Consider the following 16,829-nt stretch of genomic DNA (forward strand, 5'->3'; position numbering starts at 1 on the left):
TTTCAGTCAATAATTAATACAGTGCACTAAAAAATGGATCTCCGCCGCCTCCATCGGCAGAAAAATTACAACTTAATAATAGAATGAATGATTAAAATAGCAAGGCTTTTTCCGTAAGTCTGTGATTTCAGAGATAAATAGGTTAGCCAAAAGCAAGTTTCGAATTACTCAAAAATTTTAATTCTTTGAATAGACAATCTTCCCATCTACCAGCGTCATTTCTACCACAACCTGATGAATTTCCATCGGATCTATCGTAAACAAATCTTTGGACAAAACCACCAAATCTGGCAGAAACCCTGCTTTCAAAAGTCCTTTTCGATCTTCTTCATAAGATGAATATGCTCCTATTGTAGTATACGCTTTCATAGCTTCGAAAATACTGATCCGCTCTTGGGGAATCCATCCACCCTCAGGATAGCCTGAAGGGTTCCTTCTATTTACCGCATCATGAATTCCTCGAATTGGATTCAAGCTGATACAAGCCGGCCAGTCACTACTGAAAACAAGTTTTGCTTCTGCATCCAAAAGAGATCTCCAAGCGAAGGAATAAGGCAATCGCTCTTCTCCCACTGCCTTTGACCAAACTGTCGTCGTGCCGGGTTCCGCATGAATCGGTTCCATACTTGGCAGAATACCAGCTTTGGCAAAGCGTGGAATATCTGCAGGATTGATCGTCTCGATATGCTCGACTCGGTGTCGTTTTCCCTTAGAATCATTTTCCACCATCGCTTTTTCATAGGCATTTAAAACTTCCCGTACACCCCGATCTCCGATAGCATGGGTGAATAATCGAAAGCCTTTTGCATCCAATGTTTTTACCAAGTTCTGATAGTTTTCTATGGAGAAATTTAACTGACCCAAAGCCAGAGGATCTGATGAAGAAAGATCTGAATAAGGCTCAAGCATCGCAGCGGTATGCCCCTCGATCACTCCATCAATCATGAATTTGATCGCATCAGCTCGAATCCATGGATTCGCATTTCCGACACTATCTTTCAAAAAAGTAAAGCGCTCGATTTGACTTGGACTGGTTTGTTCAGATACTGAAAAAGCTGCGGCATATCGCAAGGTCAGTTCACCATTTTCATAAAGTTTTTGAAACAAGCGAAGGTCATTTTCTGAACCAGAGGCATTTTGAACTGAAGTGATTCCAAGCGAAGCCGCATATCCCAAACCTTTCCGAAGCCCATTCAATTGATCTTCGAACGTATCCTCAGGAACCAAATTCCCAACCAACCCCATGGCACTTTCCTTCAATGCACCAGTGAGCTTCCCGTTTTTGTCCTTGACTAATTCTCCAAAACCGCTGAAAACTGTGTTCTCATCCAAGCCTGCTAGTTCCAAAGCTTTTGGATTGGCATAGGCCGAATGACCATCATAGGCACGAATAAAAACAGGTCGATCAATATCCAATACTTTCATCGACTGATGATCTGGAAGCCCGGATTCAAAAAAAGTGTATTGCCAACCTCGACCGGTGATCCATTCCTTCTCAGGATTGTCAGCGATGAATTTCAAGGTACTTGCAATGGCAGCTTCAAATGTTTCTGCTCCTGATAATTCAACTTGAGTCAGTCCCATCGAACCGCTCAAAAAGTGAATATGCGCATCGTTGAATCCTGCTGTGACTAATTTGCCATCCAAATCCAAGACTTGAGTTTCCGGTCCTGCCAAAGCCAAAATAGATTCTGAATCACCTGTGGCAACAATAAGGCTGTCGCGAATTGCGATTGCTTCCACAAAAGAACTTTCATTTTCTCCAGTCCAGATCTTGGCATTGTGAAGGATAAGTGCAGGTGGATTTTCTGTTGGCTTGCATTGGAAAAACAAGAGTAAAGAAAGGAGGGGAAGGAGGAGATTTCGCATTGATAAAATTAATCAATTGCCACTAGTCGGGAGCATATTTCGAATAGCCGAGATTTGCCAATTCTTTTTATTTCTTACCACTACGAAGCTACTCCACATCTTTCGCATGGTTTGATCGGGATTGGTGATGATATAGCGTGCATCCACTAATGCAGCATTTTCAGAGAGAAATTTGATTTTCTCTACAGTAAGTTTTCGATCACCTGGATTTGAAGTAGAACTTGAAAGCATGCCTTTGACCGCAGTATCAATCCCATTTCTCCATTCCCCTGAAGAAACTAATTGGTCTACATCAACAGTTAAAATTTGTCTCAATAAAACGGTATCTCGATTATCTCGAGCAGCTGAGTATTGATTAATCAAATGCAAAATCTCATTGGAGTCTACTTTTTGTTTGTCTGAAGTCTGTGCAAATCCCGCTTGAGCAAACCCGATTAGTAGGATGAAGGGAATATGGGATAATTTCATAATTGAAGGCCATTAATTCTCTTCAAAATAACAATTTTCATACAAATGGACTAATCGCTATGATTGCAAAATATTTTGTAAATAAGACCAAACCGCCTAATTAATGTAAATTGCGCCGGTCGACCAGCCTAATTAATGTAAATTGCGCCGGTCAACCGGCCTAATTAATGTTACAGCTATGGAAATTCAACGATATATTGAGCGAAAAATCTCCGCAAAGATTGGAAAGGAAAAGGTCCTGCTGCTTTACGGGAGTAGAAGAACGGGAAAGACTACCATCATCGAAAACATTTCCAAACTGCACGAATCCGATACACTAATGCTTATTGGTGAGGACATTCAAGTTTCTGAATACCTTCAAAACAGGACTGTAGCAAACTATAGAGCATTAATAGGCGAAAAGAAATTAGTAATAATCGACGAAGCTCAGGCAATTCCTAACATTGGCAAGATCTTGAAATTGATGATTGATTCCATCAAAGGGATCACCATCATCGCTACTGGAAACAGCAGTTTAGACTTAATAAATGATGCCGGCGAACCATTGGCAGGAAGGCAATTGGAGTTTCAGCTGTTGCCATTGGCGCAAGTGGAATTTTCTACGCTAGAAAACCGATTGGAAAGTTTGAATGAATTGCCAAATCGATTGATTTATGGAGGCTATCCAGAACTGATTCATCTCCAGACCCTATCGGAAAAAGAAGAGTATTTAAAATCATTGGTCAACTCCTATTTGCTCAAAGATCTTCTGGCGCTGACAATGATCAAAGGTGCCGATGTCTTGCTCCGACTTTTAAAATTACTCGCATTTCAAGTTGGAAGCCAAGTGAGCACAGTCGAGCTTGGAAACAGTCTTCAAATCAACAAAGAGACCGTGGATCGCTATTTAGATCTACTTTCAAAAGTCTTCATTATTTATCCTTTGGGCGGCTTTAGTCAAAATCTAAAGAAGGAAGTCTCGAAATCAAAAAAATGGTATTTCTATGATAATGGAATTCGGAACGCCCTAATCAATAATTTCAGTCCGCTTACTTATAGAAATGATATCGGAGCGCTTTGGGAGCAATGGATGATCAGCGAGCGTATGAAGCTTAATGCTGCAAATGATTACAATCCTTCTTATTATTTCTGGCGAACTTATGATGGTCAGGAGATCGATTTATTGGAAATCGATAGTAAACATAAGATGCAGGGATTGGAATTCAAATGGGGAAAGGCGAATTCAAAGATCCCTGTTGCCTTCGCCAAAGCGTATCCGGATGCGGTTTGGAATGAAGTCTCGAAGGAAAATTACTTTGATTGGGTGGTATAAATTCTTGTCCGAAAGAAAAATGAACGTAAGGAAATTGCCTTTTCAAACGAAGTATTTTACAATTTCCGCAAAACTAAATAAGTCTAGCTTCTGGAGAAGCAGGACAACTGCGTTCTCTGCGAATTCTTTGCGCTCTTCGTGGTTAAAAATAATAACGCACAAAAAAGCCACCCATTTCTGAGTGGCTTTAAGAATAGCTAAAGGCAGTAATCGCTTACTGATCTTCTCCTCGGAGTTTGAGTAACGAGCCTTCTAGCACATCTCCTATCCGGATTTGGCAAGCCAACCGTGAAGTGGGATAGTACTCTGGCAGGTTTTCCAATTGATCCAATTCAGGGTCTGTGGCTTGACCCAATTCGTCTTTGCCTTCCAATATTTCTATATGGCAAGTCCCGCACAAGGCCATACCTCCGCAGGTAGCCAAAATCGGATATTCGTATGCTTTGAGGATTTCCATCAGATTGAAGCCCATATCATCTGGCGCTTCGCATTCTTGACGATTTCCTTCTTGATCTTCTACAGTGAAATTAACCATGCCGCAAAAATAGTATTAAAATGAATTTACACCATTCACGGTAGTGTATTTGAAGCTCAATTTTTGATCTGGATACACATATTTGAATGCTGAGTGCATCATAATCGCCGCTTCGTGGAATCCACAAAGGATTAATTTCAGTTTTCCTGGGTAGGTATTGATATCACCGATCGCGTAGATTCGCTCCACACCCGTAGAATAATCACGAGTATCTACTTCAATTGCATTCTTATCGATGCTCAACCCCCAATCTGCAATCGGCCCAAGCTTAGGACTCAACCCAAATAGCGGAATCAGGTAATCTGCTTCTAGTTTTATTTCGATTTTGGATTTATCGACGAAAGTCACTGAATCCAACTTGCCATTTCCTCCAAGCTCTTTCAAGTTAGCAGAAAGAATAAGATCAATTTTGCCATTATTAGCCAGATCAAACACTTTGGATGCTGAATCAGGTGCCCCACGGAAAGTCTCATTTCTGTGTACCAATGTCACTCTTTTAGCTACTTTAGAAAGGAAAATAGTCCAATCCAAAGCAGAGTCACCACCACCGGCAAGCACAACGTTTTTATCACGGAAAGTTTCAGGATTTTTCACCATATATGTGACTCCTTTACCTTCAAACAGCTCCAAATTCTCCACCACTGGCTTTCTAGGCTCAAAACAACCCAGGCCTCCAGCGATGACAATTACCTTTGCATGCACGTTAGTTTTATCACTGGTAGTCACCACAAAGGAGCCATCTTCCTGCTTGTCTATGTGATCTACACGCTCACCCAAAGTGAAAGTCGGTGAAAAAGGCTTTGCCTGCTCCATCAAATTGTCCACCAAATCCTGCGCATTCACTTCCGGGTAACCCGGAATATCATAAATAGGCTTCTGCGGATAAATCTCCGAAAGCTGCCCACCCACCTGCGGAAGGGCATCAATGAGGTGACAGCGCATTTTCAGCAAACCAGCTTCGAATACTGCAAATAGGCCTACTGGGCCGGCTCCGATAATACAAAGGTCTGTATGGATCATGGTGAATGAAAATTTGTGGTTTTCCCCTGATTAAAATTCTCTTTTATAGTTAACTAATTATTGGTCAAATGACTCTCCGTTGAGATTTTGGTAAATGGTATTGAGAATCCGCTTAAACTCTTCGAAATCATGGGTACTCAAGTTTTCCCAAGCTTTCTCTCTAATGTGAAGAATTTCCGGCCGCAGTGATGTGACTTTAGATACACCCGTTTCAGTCAAATGCAACTGAAAACTGCGTCGATCCTGAGGATGTGGCATCCGCTCTACGTATCCTTTTTTGCAAAGCAAATCGATGATGCGAGTAAGAGTTGGATGGTCTTTAAAGACCAAATTTGCTAATTCCGTCTGGCTTAGCACGTCGTTTTCCGACAAGTTTTTCAATACCAACCACTGATCAACAGTCACATCAAAATCGCCTGATTTGAACTGCTGCTGAGCATATTGCTTCACCTTTCGGGCCGTGCGGTCCAATAGAAATGAATACTTAGAATATTGCTCTTGTGTCATACCAATAGTTAGTGTGACAAATATATAAAAAATCTAGATCGTGATTGCAATTCTCTATTATTTTTATGGGGTTTGTAGGTTTATGTTTTAAAAGGCTAATAGATAGCAGGGATTACAAAACTTCGATATTCATCATTTATCATTTGATGTTCTCAGATTGAAAAATTTTAAATTTCAAACTTTTTTCAATAACCATATTTCCCCTGCCACTTCGAGCTTAAATATTTTCTAAGTTCATTTTCCCTCGTATTTTCTCCTGGATCATATAGTTTCAATCCCTTGATTTCATCCGGTAAGAACTCTTGGGCGACAAAATTTCCAGGAAAATCATGAGAATACTTGTATGCTTTTCCATAGTTCAAATCCTTCATCAATTTGGTGGGGGCATTGCGGAGGTGAAGCGGAACCGAAAGATCTCCTTTCTCCCTCACCAAAGCCTGCGCTTGATTGATCGCCATATAAGCCGCATTACTTTTCTGAGAACTTGCCAAATATGTCACACACTGCGAAAGGATAATTCTAGATTCTGGATAACCAATAATCTTGACGGCTTCGAAGCAATTCGTCGCCAAAAGCAAAGCATTAGGATTGGCATTTCCGATATCTTCTGAAGCCAAAATCACCAATCTTCTCGCGATAAACTTCACATCTTCTCCACCTTCAATCATTCGGGCTAGCCAATAAACGGCGGCATTAGGATCAGAACCACGGATTGATTTGATAAAAGCTGAAATAATATCGTAGTGCTGCTCACCGGATTTGTCATAAAGGGCTACTTTTTGCTGCGCGATCTGCATCACTATTTCATCGGTGATCACGCATGGATCTTCGTTGATTCCATCGATTACTATTTCCAGAAGATTCAGCAACTTTCGCCCATCTCCTCCCGAAATACGCAAGAGCGCGTCAGTCTCTTTGAGTTCCACCTTGATTTTTTTCAACTCAATATCCTGCACCAACGCCTGATGGATCATGGCCTCAAGCTCAGATTTCCCCAGAGAATTGAGCGTAAAAACCTGACATCTAGAGAGCAAAGCGGCATTGACTTCAAACGAAGGATTCTCCGTAGTGGCTCCTATCAATCTAATCACACCTTTTTCCACAGCTCCCAAAAGCGCATCCTGCTGAGACTTATTAAAGCGGTGAATTTCATCTATAAAAAGCACAACTCCCTGTTGAAACTTTGCTTTTTCGATTACATCACGAATATCTTTTACCCCAGAACTAATTGCACTTAAGGTATAAAAAGGCGCTTTGATTTCATTCGCGATAATATTGGCAATGGTCGTTTTCCCCACCCCTGGTGGGCCCCAAAGTATCAAAGAAGGCACATTACCTGATCTGATTGCTTTAAATAAAAATGAGTTGGGAGAGGATAAATGCTCCTGTCCGATCAAGTCTTCCAATCGGGCTGGGCGCATTCGTTCTGCAAGAGGGGTATTATTCATTTTCTAGCTAGACTTAGAGCTGCAAGATACTAGACAAAAAAGAAAGGCCCGTGAAGGCTTTTTAAAATATATGACAAAAGCTGTCAAAGTAAGATTACCCGAAAAGTGAAATTTCATAAAGTGGTTTCGAACTATTATGAACTGCAATAACATGAATCAACTCATTTTCTAAAACCACATATATAATGCTGAATTGCTTGTAAATAATTTTCATAATACTTTATTTGCTTAACTCTGGCACCACTCTCCTTACTCCTGGAAATGATGCTATTAATCTCTCTTTAGAGAAAATCCGGTCAGTTACTTTGTTTGCAAACTTGGGTGAAAGTGGCAAATAATATTCTCGAATTGAATAAATATCTTCGATAGCCTACTTTGTCCATTTTACTTTGACCATTCCTGGATCATCCTTTTCGCTTCATCAGCTGTAAATGTTTCTTCATTTTTGGATTGATCTAATCCTCTTTCGATTTTATTTAATAAAAGCAGCTTATCCATAAGATCATCTATTGAAAACTCTTTAGGCATATTCTTAACAGCTTCTAATCCTTTTTCCCGAGATACCATATTCTTTCATTTTTATGAATATGCCTATTTACAACGAACAGTGGAATCATCAAGGTTCTTTACACTTATCAGAAATAGAACCTAAATCCTCCCAAACTTTTCTTTAGCACCCTGCTCTTTTGCCATTTCGCCGAAGAGATTCATCACAGACGATAAGGAAGGGCGAAAGATTTATCTCTCTTCCCAAAGATTGGAATTACAATACCAAATCTAGCAGTCCGGAGCCACGTACCAAAGCAATCTCTTTGCAGTATTCTGCGAGTTCTCCTGCGTCTCTGCTTTGAAAAAAATTATTTATCGTGAAGTTCGTGAGGGAAACTGCAAAGAACGTTCAGCTACGTAAACACCTTGAACCTGCTGAGAGTGCGCATTCAAATGTTCCAGCTCCTGGAAAAGCAGGATAACAATAAGCTGTGTCGTCTACGTAATCTTCCGCGTCCCTATGGTTAAAAAATCCTCCCAATCCTTTTCCCAAACTCCTCTAAATGCTCATCTTCAAAGTCTAGATGCGTGACAAAACGGACTAAGTCTGGGCCAAATTTGACGGATTTAATTTGTTGACCAGAAAGCTTTTTCATGAAATCCTCCGGAGACATTCCTTCCAGTCTTGCTATAACTATATTGGTAGCAACAGGAAATACTTCAGAAATAAATGGCAATTTCAACAGCATTTCTCCCAGCGTTCTTGCACGCGCATGATCTTCTTTCAGTCGATCAACTTGATGATCCAAAGCATAAATCCCAGCAGCAGCCAGGAATCCAGCCTGGCGCATTCCTCCACCCCAAGCCTTTCTAACTTTCCTGGCTCGCTTGATATCAGCTTTTGAACCGAGAAGCAAAGAACCAACTGGACAACCCAGTCCTTTGCTCAGGCAAATGGAAATTGTATCAAATTGAGCTCCCCAGGCTGCGGGACTTTCTCCAGATTCAACTAATGCATTGAAAAGTCTGGCTCCATCTAAGTGCAATTTCAAGCCATGCTCATCGCAAACTTTCCTGATTGGCTTGATTTCGTTCAAGGTGTAAATACTTCCCCCACCCTTATTCATGGTGTTTTCCAATGAAACCAAAGTCGTCTCGGGTGCATGGACATCATCAGGATTGATTGCAGCCTTTACTTGATCTGCAGTGATTTTCCCCAAATCTCCTTCCAGCAACTTCACAGAAGCCAAAGAATTGGCCATAATCCCGCCTCCCTCATACAGATAGATGTGAGAATATTTATGGCAAATTACCTCAGTCTGAATACGCGTATGAAGTCGGATTGCTATCTGATTGGTCATAGTTCCAGAAGGGCAAAAAATAGCGGCTTCCTTTCCAAAGAGTTTCGCAGCTTTCTCTTCCAATGCATTTACTGTTGGGTCCTCGCCGAAGACATCATCCCCTATTGGAGCAGAAAACATCGCATCTTTCATTCCGGCTGTAGGGCGGGTAACCGTATCGCTTCTTAAGTCAATTATCATTTTTTGAAATACTTGGATTTAGAACTTTTTGATGGAGCCAAAGTCTTGATGGCTGTTGCAGCTTCGATGGGATGATCAGTGGCCAGAATATCCGCTCCTTTCTGCACAAAACTAACATACAACTGATCTCCACGGGCAATGGCACTCTTATCCAAATTGCCCAAGACACCCAAAATTGTAAAAACTCCTTTTTCGTGCAAGGCCTGATTAAAATCTTGCGGACGCTCAGATACTCCCGTGAAAGCAATCACCCGAGTCCACGGAATCCCAGTTTCTTCCATACGCTCTATCTCCTCCATATTTCGGATGGTCACCGAAAGCATCAAGTCAGGAGCCATAGAATGCAGCATTTTTGCAGCGGGAAAAGAATAGGTGATCAGAGCTACATGAGCTTCAGACTCAGTTTTGCGGATTGCCTCAATTATTTTCTCATACGGAACCGACTTCTTAATATCGACTGTCAAAAGTGCTTTTCCCTTTGACCAAATCAAGGCTTCCTCAGGCGTGGGCACTTGGAAATCAGTGATCGTCCCTTCTTCATCTTTCAGGAAAAGCTGTTGAATTTCTGCATAAGTGGCATTGCTCACCAAGCCTTTTCCAGTAGTGGTTCTATCCAACTTATCGTCATGCATCAGTACCAAAACACCATCTTTAGTCATGGCTACATCAAGCTCAATGATCGTCGGCGTATATTTCACCACATTAGCAAAAGTCTCTAAAGCATTCTCAGGATAACCTGCAGATGGCCCACCTCGATGCGCAGAAACCATCGGAATACGATCCGAAGTCCAAGCATAAAAATCCCGGGCTTCTTCTACACTGGTAAGCTGAATGTAGTTTCCAGTCGTTTCAACTGCTGATTCCACCGAAAGAATTTCCTGTTGTTCTACTGGTGTTTGGCTACATGAACCAAGAAATAAGACCAGAAACGAAATCAATAAAAAATTATTAGTCATCTTTCTTCGAATCTTTTTTGAATATAAAATCCAGTCCGCTACTGCGCTTTTCGAAAATCTCCTCCATATCCCTTAGCTCTAGATTTAATGCTCTGGTAGAAATCTGAATCTCTATAAGCGATATCCCAAGCGAAACCAACAGCGATGCCATACTTCCCACAAAAACCCAATTAGCAGCCATAGTATAACCCCGGAAGAGTAAATACATACAAATAATGCACAGCAAAAAGCTAAAAACTCCAAAGAGCTGCATGTTTTTGATGAGTGTAAGTCGGCGCCGCAAATTGTGAATCTGCTCTACAATAATCCCTTCCTCCGGTGCCTCCATATACTTCTTGTGTAATCCTCTGATCAGGCTGGCAATAGCCAAAAAGCGATTGGTAAAGGCTAACATCAAAAGCGTAATTGCGGAAAAAAGTAAGGCTGGTGTTGAAAGTTCGAGTTCCATAGGTGAAAATTGGTAGCTTAAAGATGCTTCTATTTCCTGAAAATGAAAAAAGCCTGCTCTTTTCAGAACAGGCACTTTTAAATTATATCATTTTCAATTTTAAATTTCTATACGACTTCTCCCAGCACAACCAACTTCTCAAGGTTAGGTGCTTTGGAACCTCCTTTAGGTTCGATAGTGATGGCAAAAGCTCCTGCTTGCGCTACTGCCTGCATTTGCTGCAAAGTCAGTTTTTCAACTTTATTATTCACCAATCCAATTCCTACTGGCCCATCGTCTCCGATTGCCCATAGTTGGTAATCAAACTCATCACTCAGATCATTCAGGTTATTAATTGCAATAAAAACTACCTGCGCATTTTGATCCCAAAGCACATCGACTCTGGCATCCTTTTGCATATTGAATCCTTCACCTTTCATCTCCACTCGCTTATAGTCTCCTGCCACGAACTTATCAAGTTGCGCATCTTTTTGATCATATTCCTGCTTCACCTGATTCAGATTACCTGCCATCACGCTTTGGTCTTGAAGCAGAGCAATAAACTGAATATTTTTCTCATCATACTTGTCCGCATAATAAAACGCTACTCCAGAAGCTACGATTGCAGCAATAGACGCTGCTATGGCAAAAGGTTTCCACGCACTGCTCATAGCCACCACTTTCGTGTCAGCTCGGGCAGTAGTTGGTTTAGGAGCTTGTTTGAAGATAAAGTCACTTTCTAGTTTAGAGAAAATCTTATCCTTCACTTCCTGAGATGGCGCAATGCCAGTCATATTATCAAAAGCAAGCATAGTCTCCTCCAGATCGTCCAATTCCTGTTGGATTTCAGGATAGCGCTTCGCAAAGTCTAAGACCTCCTCGCGCTCCCTCTCTGTGAGCTCTCCCAAAAGGAAAAGTTCCAGTTTACCTGACGATATGTAAGATTGTATGTCCACTAGATTCTTGCTACATTTTTTTTCAACACTTGTATGGCCGCTCTCACCCTAGACTTGACAGTACCAAGAGGAATTTGAAATTCTTCTGATACCTCAGAATGTGTATATCCTTTAAAGTAGATATACTCTACAATGAACTTTTGATCTTCATTAAGTTCGATCATCAGTTCTTTAACTCCGATCCCGTCTATATGTTCTTGTGTGCCTGATTGGCTCTCCATCCCATATACGAAGTCATCTATTGTGTTGGTCTTACCGGATTGTGAAATTTCCTTGGAGCGAAGTTTATCAATGGCTGAATTACGACAAATATTGGCCATCCAGGTATATAAACGTCCTTTTGACTCTTCGTAGTGGGCTATTTTTTTAGTGATTTTCACAAAGGAATCATGAAAAACCTCCTCAGCTATATCTTTGTCAAAAATGATTCTTGAGATCACCGCATAGAGAGCTTTAGAGTATTTGTCGTACAAATACTCTGTGGTCTTTCTGTCTTTTGCCCTTAGTCCGGCGATGATTTGTACTTCTTCCAAAAATCGGTGGTTTGAATAATTCTTCCTTAAAAGTAAAGCACAAGACCAATTTTTTTAGGTCTTGCGTTATTTATTTTCAAAATATTTATATCAAAGGTGAATCACCTCGTCATAAGCAGCGGCCGCAGCCTCCATAATTGCTTCTGACATCGTCGGGTGCGGATGCACAGTTTTGATTAATTCATGACCTGTGGTTTCCAGTTTGCGGATAGCCACGATCTCAGCGATCATCTCTGTTACGTTGGCTCCGATCATGTGTGCACCAAGCAATTCACCGTACTTCTTATCAAATACCAGTTTCACAAAACCGTCTTTAACGCCAGCAGCTGATGCTTTTCCTGATGCAGAGAAAGGGAATTTACCGATGCGCAATTCGTATCCAGCTTCTTTAGCTTTAGCTTCAGTCATACCCACAGAGGCAATCTCAGGAGAACAATAAGTACAGCCTGGGATATTTCCATAATCCAAAGGCTCAGGATTCTGACCGGCTATTTTCTCTACACAAATAATTCCCTCAGCAGAAGCTACGTGAGCCAATGCTGGTCCTGGAATTACATCACCGATGGCAAAATAGCCTGGCATATTTGTTTTGTAGTACTCGTCAACTTTGATTTTACCTTTATCTACCAAGATTCCTACATCTTCCAATCCACAGTTCTCAAGGTTGGAGATTACACCAGCTGCGGAAAGTACGATATCACATTCTAAAGTCTCTTCGCCTTTGGCAGTTTTTACTGTCACTTTGCAACCTGTTCCTTTAGTATCTACAGCCGTTACTTCTGAAGAAGTCATGATCGTCATGCCTGCTTTTTTGTAAAGCTTCTCCAAAGTCTTGGAGACTTCCACATCTTCTACCGGTACGATTCTATCCAAAAATTCTACGATAGTCACCTCTGTGCCCATGGTAGCGTAAAAATAGGCGAACTCAATTCCAATGGCTCCAGAACCTACGACCACCATTTTCTTTGGCATCTTATCCAAAGTCATCGCATCTCGGTAACCGATTACCTTCTTCTTATCGATCTTCATAGATGGCAATTCCCGAGATCTTGCCCCGGTTGCGATAATGATATTATCAAATGAATAGACAGTCTTCTTATCTGCGCTATCAGTAACTTCTACTTTCTTTCCGGGCTGGATTTTACCCCAACCTTTGATGACATCGATCTTATTTTTCTTCATCAAGAAAGTCACTCCCTTGCTCATTCCGTCTGCTACGCCGCGGCTTCTTTTGATGATCCCTGTGAAATCAGCACTGGCATCTTTTACAGTAATGCCATAGTCCGCAGCATGATTGATGTACTCAAATACCTGAGCACTTTTCAACAAAGCTTTGGTGGGAATACAACCCCAGTTAAGACAAATACCACCCAACTCTTCTGCTTCTATGATGGCGGTTTTGAGGCCGAGTTGGGAAGCACGAATCGCAGCTACATAGCCACCTGGACCACTGCCCAACACGATCAAGTCATATTTTGTCGAAGACATATCTTAGAATCTTATTTGAAAACTGATTGAAACTATGCAAAAATAGGCCTTTTGACTTCAGAAAAAAATTTGGTTTCCTTCATGATTCCAGCCAGAAACTATGATCTGAGGAAAATGAGTATCACATTTCGAATCAATATTCTGAATTAAACAAATTGACTAAAATTATATTTTTCATAACCATCATTTTTCAAACGAATAGCTACTAACTGATCCAAAAGACAACTGAATTCAATTATAGATTCATAAGTTTTAGCTTTTTTTCTAATTTTGGCCAAACAAAAGTTTAAAGTCTATGGGATTACTTTCAGGAAAAACGGCATTGATCACCGGCGCATCTAAAGGCATCGGAAGAGCAATTGCTATCAGATATGCACAAGAGGGCGCAAATGTCGCTTTTACTTTTTTGTCAAGTGTGGAAAAAGGCCAAGCGCTAGAAGCGGAATTGGCAGAATTCGGCGTCAAAGCCAAAGGATATAGATCGGATGCTTCGGACTTCAAAGCCGCTGAGGAATTGGTTAACGCAGTTGTCACTGAATTTGGCGGATTGGATATTTTGATCAACAATGCTGGAATCACCCGCGACAATTTGCTGATGAGAATGACTGAGGAAGCTTGGGACGAAGTAATTGGAATCAACCTAAAATCTTGCTTTAACACCGTAAAAGCTGTCAATAGAACGATGATGAAAGCGAAGTCTGGCTCTATCATTAATATCACTTCCGTAGTGGGTGTGAAAGGAAATGCTGGCCAGGCAAACTATGCAGCCTCGAAAGCTGGAATCATCGGCTTCACTAAATCTATTGCCCTGGAACTTGGCTCAAGAAATATCAGATGTAACGCCGTAGCACCGGGATTTATCGAAACTGAGATGACGGCTGTACTGGATGAAAAAACTGTACAAGCTTGGAGAGATGGAATCCCAATGAAACGTGGTGGTCGACCAGAAGAAGTAGCTGACGCTTGCGTATTCTTAGGATCTGATATGAGTAGCTATATCTCAGGCCAAGTGCTTCAGGTGAATGGGGCTATGTACACTTAATCTAAGAAACCTTTGAGGTGTCATTTCGAAGGAAGGATGACTGAAAAATCTCCTCGAAGGTTTTATTTCGATAGTCTTTGAGATCGTTCTCAAGAACTTTGAGCCCTATTAACCTTCGAGGTGTCATTGTAAGCTACAAAGTAGCGAACAATCTCCTCGAAGGTTTTAATTATTCGATAACCTTTGAAGTCTTTTTTTGACCTCGAAGGCTTTATTTCGAAGGTTAACCTAAAGCGTTGTACTCAAGACCTTCGAGGAGATTCCTCAGTTGTTCCTTCTTCGGAATAACATCTCAAAGGTCAATCTTCTCCCAGAAAAGAATATCTATAATCTGTTGACGATACAAAAGTTTCCTTGATCGTACGCGGAGAAACCCAACGAAGCAAGTTGATCATAGAACCAGCTTTGTCATTTGTACCTGAAGCTCTCGCTCCACCAAATGGCTGTTGACCTACCACCGCACCTGTTGGCTTATCATTTATGTAAAAGTTACCCGCCGCATTTCTTAGCTTTTGAGTAGCCAATTCCACAGCGTAGCGATCCTGAGAGAAAATTGCTCCAGTCAAGGCATAAGGAGAAGTCTGATCCACCAATTCCAATGCCTCTTCGAATCGTTCTGAATCGTAAACATATATAGTCAACACAGGGCCGAAAATTTCCTCGCACATCGTCGTGTACATCGGATCTTGCGTCACGATGACTGTTGGCTCGATGAAGTAACCTTTCGACTTGTCATAGTTACCTCCAGCGATGATTTCTACCGCAGGATTTGCTTTCGCATTATCTATGTATTTGGCGATTTTGTCAAACGACTTCTCGTCTATCACCGCATTGATAAAGTTGGTGAAATCTTCCGTCCCGCCCATTTTCATATCTGCAAGATCAGCGACTAAGCCTTCTTTCACCTCATCCCAAATATTGGAAGGAATGTAAGCACGGGAAGCAGCAGAGCATTTTTGACCCTGGAACTCAAAAGCACCACGGGCGAGTCCCACTGCCACAGCTTTTGGAATAGCAGATTTGTGAGCAATCACGAAGTCTTTTCCGCCAGTCTCACCGACAATTCTAGGATAAGACCTGTACTGATGAATGTTAGCTCCGATAGTTTTCCAAATATGCTGAAATACGCCAGTAGAACCTGTAAAGTGTATTCCTGCAAAATCACGATGCTTGAAAATAATATCTCCCGCTGTTGGTCCATCTACATAGATCAAGTTGATCACACCAGCTGGGACGCCAGCTTCTTTGAACACTTGCATCAGCACATTTGCAGAATAAATCTGAGTGTAGGCTGGCTTCCAAACGATGGTATTCCCCATCATCGCGGCAGAAGTAGGAAGATTTCCTGCAATAGCAGTAAAGTTGAAAGGAGTCAAGGCAAACACAAAACCTTCGAGCGGTCTCTGCTCCAATCTATTCCAAACACCATTTCCAGAAACTGGCGGCTGTTGGGCATAGATTTCAGTCATGTATTGCACATTGAAGCGCAAGAAGTCGATAAACTCACATGCCGCATCAATCTCTGCCTGCATGGCATTCTTGGATTGCCCAAGCATCGTTGCCGCATTGATTTTAGCACGATATGGACCTGCTAAAAGATCAGCTGCTTTCAAGAAAATAGCTGCTCTTTGCTCCCAAGCTAGATTTTCCCAAGCTTCTTTGGCACCAAGGGCAGCATCGATCGCCTGCTCCACATGAGAAGCATCTCCTTCATGGAAATGACCCAACACGTGTTGGTGATCATGAGGAGGAGACATTTGGTGAGTATTGCCAGTTCTGACCTCATCCGAACCGATGTACATAGGCACATCAACTTGCTGAGATCTAGCTTCTTTTAGAGCAGCTTGCAATTCTTTTCTCTCAGGACTTCCGGGAGCATAAGCTTTTACCGGCTCATTTACCGGAATAGGTACATTAAAAAAACCTTTGAGCATAATATCTGTGGTTATGATTTTCTGTTTGGCCAAAGATAACCAGAAGGTTTTATTGGCTGATGAAATTGAAGTAAAAGAACCCTAAAGTATGGCTTCTAGTTCACTAAATCTTCCGTTCATATTTCATGAAAGGGTTTTCTCAGATACAGTTCGAGAAACATGAGCTTCAAAATCTTCAGCCTCAGTTCCTGTCACACGAATGGAAAACCAAATTCATAAGGACTTTAGAAGTGAGTGGAGACACTCACAGCGGCAAAGATTATTGATCGTGCCTTTGGCACTCACATTCACATTCACATCCCCT

At 41.5% G+C, this 16,829-nt stretch carries 16 protein-coding genes; 2 read left to right on the plus strand and 14 right to left on the minus strand.

Features of this window, described 5'->3' with window-relative positions:
* Positions 1-177: 177 nt before the first annotated feature.
* Positions 178-1,869 (minus strand): amidohydrolase, encoded by a 1,692-nt coding sequence (locus BVH04_RS09825; RefSeq protein ID WP_086541299.1) that lies wholly within the window; start codon positions 1,867-1,869, stop codon positions 178-180.
* A 12-nt stretch (positions 1,870-1,881) separates the two neighbouring features.
* Positions 1,882-2,337 carry a DUF4440 domain-containing protein gene (locus tag BVH04_RS09830; protein ID WP_086541300.1) on the minus strand — a complete coding sequence of 152 codons (456 nt, stop codon included), beginning with the start codon at positions 2,335-2,337 and terminating at the stop codon, positions 1,882-1,884.
* 178 nt (positions 2,338-2,515) lie between these two features.
* Between BVH04_RS09830 and BVH04_RS09835 the strand changes: the two genes are divergently transcribed.
* Positions 2,516-3,649, plus strand: coding sequence for an ATP-binding protein (locus BVH04_RS09835; RefSeq protein WP_086541301.1), 1,134 nt, complete (start codon positions 2,516-2,518; stop codon positions 3,647-3,649).
* Between the two features lie 214 nt (positions 3,650-3,863).
* On the opposite strand, the gene BVH04_RS09840 is transcribed toward BVH04_RS09835, so the two are convergent.
* From BVH04_RS09840 to lpdA, 11 genes are all read right to left on the minus strand, one after another.
* Entirely contained in the window at positions 3,864-4,184 is a 321-nt protein-coding gene (locus BVH04_RS09840; protein ID WP_086541302.1) for a 2Fe-2S iron-sulfur cluster-binding protein, read from the minus strand.
* A 15-nt stretch (positions 4,185-4,199) separates the two neighbouring features.
* Positions 4,200-5,204, minus strand: a complete 1,005-nt coding sequence (locus tag BVH04_RS09845) for an NAD(P)/FAD-dependent oxidoreductase (RefSeq protein ID WP_086541303.1) — start codon at positions 5,202-5,204, stop codon at positions 4,200-4,202.
* A gap of 57 nt (positions 5,205-5,261) precedes the next feature.
* Positions 5,262-5,711, minus strand: coding sequence for a MarR family winged helix-turn-helix transcriptional regulator (locus BVH04_RS09850; RefSeq protein WP_086541304.1), 450 nt, complete (start codon positions 5,709-5,711; stop codon positions 5,262-5,264).
* Positions 5,712-5,896: 185 nt separating this feature from the next.
* Complete coding sequence (locus BVH04_RS09855; RefSeq protein WP_086541305.1) at positions 5,897-7,159, minus strand: replication-associated recombination protein A; 1,263 nt, start codon at positions 7,157-7,159, stop codon at positions 5,897-5,899.
* A 384-nt stretch (positions 7,160-7,543) separates the two neighbouring features.
* A complete protein-coding gene (locus tag BVH04_RS09860) occupies positions 7,544-7,726 on the minus strand; it encodes a hypothetical protein (protein ID WP_086541306.1) in 183 nt (60 codons plus the stop codon).
* Positions 7,727-8,172: 446 nt separating this feature from the next.
* Complete coding sequence (locus BVH04_RS09865; RefSeq protein ID WP_086541307.1) at positions 8,173-9,189, minus strand: threonine aldolase family protein; 1,017 nt, start codon at positions 9,187-9,189, stop codon at positions 8,173-8,175.
* The gene (locus BVH04_RS09870) at positions 9,186-10,145 is read right to left on the minus strand and encodes a glycerophosphodiester phosphodiesterase family protein (protein WP_086541308.1); all 960 of its coding nucleotides are present in this window, start codon (positions 10,143-10,145) and stop codon (positions 9,186-9,188) included. Before BVH04_RS09870 ends, BVH04_RS09865 begins: the two co-directional genes overlap by 4 nt.
* Positions 10,138-10,593, minus strand: a complete 456-nt coding sequence (locus tag BVH04_RS09875) for a DUF2721 domain-containing protein (RefSeq protein ID WP_086541333.1) — start codon at positions 10,591-10,593, stop codon at positions 10,138-10,140. The genes BVH04_RS09870 and BVH04_RS09875 overlap by 8 nt, the downstream gene beginning before the upstream one ends.
* Positions 10,594-10,700: 107 nt before the next feature.
* Positions 10,701-11,528, minus strand: a complete 828-nt coding sequence (locus BVH04_RS09880; RefSeq protein ID WP_086541309.1) for an anti-sigma factor — start codon at positions 11,526-11,528, stop codon at positions 10,701-10,703.
* Positions 11,528-12,061 carry an RNA polymerase sigma factor gene (locus BVH04_RS09885; protein WP_086541310.1) on the minus strand — a complete coding sequence of 178 codons (534 nt, stop codon included), beginning with the start codon at positions 12,059-12,061 and terminating at the stop codon, positions 11,528-11,530. The genes BVH04_RS09880 and BVH04_RS09885 overlap by 1 nt, the downstream gene beginning before the upstream one ends.
* Positions 12,062-12,151: 90 nt before the next feature.
* A complete protein-coding gene (gene lpdA, locus BVH04_RS09890) occupies positions 12,152-13,549 on the minus strand; it encodes a dihydrolipoyl dehydrogenase (protein WP_086541311.1) in 1,398 nt (465 codons plus the stop codon).
* 295 nt (positions 13,550-13,844) lie between these two features.
* On the opposite strand from lpdA, the gene fabG reads away from it, so the two are divergent.
* Entirely contained in the window at positions 13,845-14,591 is a 747-nt protein-coding gene (gene fabG / locus BVH04_RS09895; RefSeq protein WP_086541312.1) for a 3-oxoacyl-[acyl-carrier-protein] reductase, read from the plus strand.
* 299 nt (positions 14,592-14,890) lie between these two features.
* Here the strand turns inward: fabG and pruA are convergent, their stop codons facing one another.
* A complete protein-coding gene (gene pruA / locus BVH04_RS09900) occupies positions 14,891-16,525 on the minus strand; it encodes an L-glutamate gamma-semialdehyde dehydrogenase (RefSeq protein WP_086541313.1) in 1,635 nt (544 codons plus the stop codon).
* Positions 16,526-16,829: the final 304 nt, after the last annotated feature.

The organism is Algoriphagus antarcticus (assembly GCF_002150685.1).
GTDB lineage: Bacteria > Bacteroidota > Bacteroidia > Cytophagales > Cyclobacteriaceae > Algoriphagus > Algoriphagus antarcticus.

What these genes read in the sequence shown, in the direction of transcription:
- BVH04_RS09860 (WP_086541306.1), bottom strand. Translation starts at nt 7,726, where the DNA reads ATGGTATCTCGGGAAAAAGGATTAGAAGCTGTTAAGAATATGCCTAAA.
- BVH04_RS09840 (WP_086541302.1), bottom strand. Translation starts at nt 4,184, where the DNA reads ATGGTTAATTTCACTGTAGAAGATCAAGAAGGAAATCGTCAAGAATGC.
- BVH04_RS09855 (WP_086541305.1), bottom strand. Translation starts at nt 7,159, where the DNA reads ATGAATAATACCCCTCTTGCAGAACGAATGCGCCCAGCCCGATTGGAA.
- BVH04_RS09850 (WP_086541304.1), bottom strand. Translation starts at nt 5,711, where the DNA reads ATGACACAAGAGCAATATTCTAAGTATTCATTTCTATTGGACCGCACG.
- BVH04_RS09825 (WP_086541299.1), bottom strand. Translation starts at nt 1,869, where the DNA reads ATGCGAAATCTCCTCCTTCCCCTCCTTTCTTTACTCTTGTTTTTCCAA.
- fabG (WP_086541312.1), top strand. Translation starts at nt 13,845, where the DNA reads ATGGGATTACTTTCAGGAAAAACGGCATTGATCACCGGCGCATCTAAA.
- lpdA (WP_086541311.1), bottom strand. Translation starts at nt 13,549, where the DNA reads ATGTCTTCGACAAAATATGACTTGATCGTGTTGGGCAGTGGTCCAGGT.
- BVH04_RS09865 (WP_086541307.1), bottom strand. Translation starts at nt 9,189, where the DNA reads ATGATAATTGACTTAAGAAGCGATACGGTTACCCGCCCTACAGCCGGA.
- BVH04_RS09845 (WP_086541303.1), bottom strand. Translation starts at nt 5,204, where the DNA reads ATGATCCATACAGACCTTTGTATTATCGGAGCCGGCCCAGTAGGCCTA.
- BVH04_RS09830 (WP_086541300.1), bottom strand. Translation starts at nt 2,337, where the DNA reads ATGAAATTATCCCATATTCCCTTCATCCTACTAATCGGGTTTGCTCAA.
- BVH04_RS09870 (WP_086541308.1), bottom strand. Translation starts at nt 10,145, where the DNA reads ATGACTAATAATTTTTTATTGATTTCGTTTCTGGTCTTATTTCTTGGT.
- pruA (WP_086541313.1), bottom strand. Translation starts at nt 16,525, where the DNA reads ATGCTCAAAGGTTTTTTTAATGTACCTATTCCGGTAAATGAGCCGGTA.
- BVH04_RS09875 (WP_086541333.1), bottom strand. Translation starts at nt 10,593, where the DNA reads ATGGAACTCGAACTTTCAACACCAGCCTTACTTTTTTCCGCAATTACG.
- BVH04_RS09835 (WP_086541301.1), top strand. Translation starts at nt 2,516, where the DNA reads ATGGAAATTCAACGATATATTGAGCGAAAAATCTCCGCAAAGATTGGA.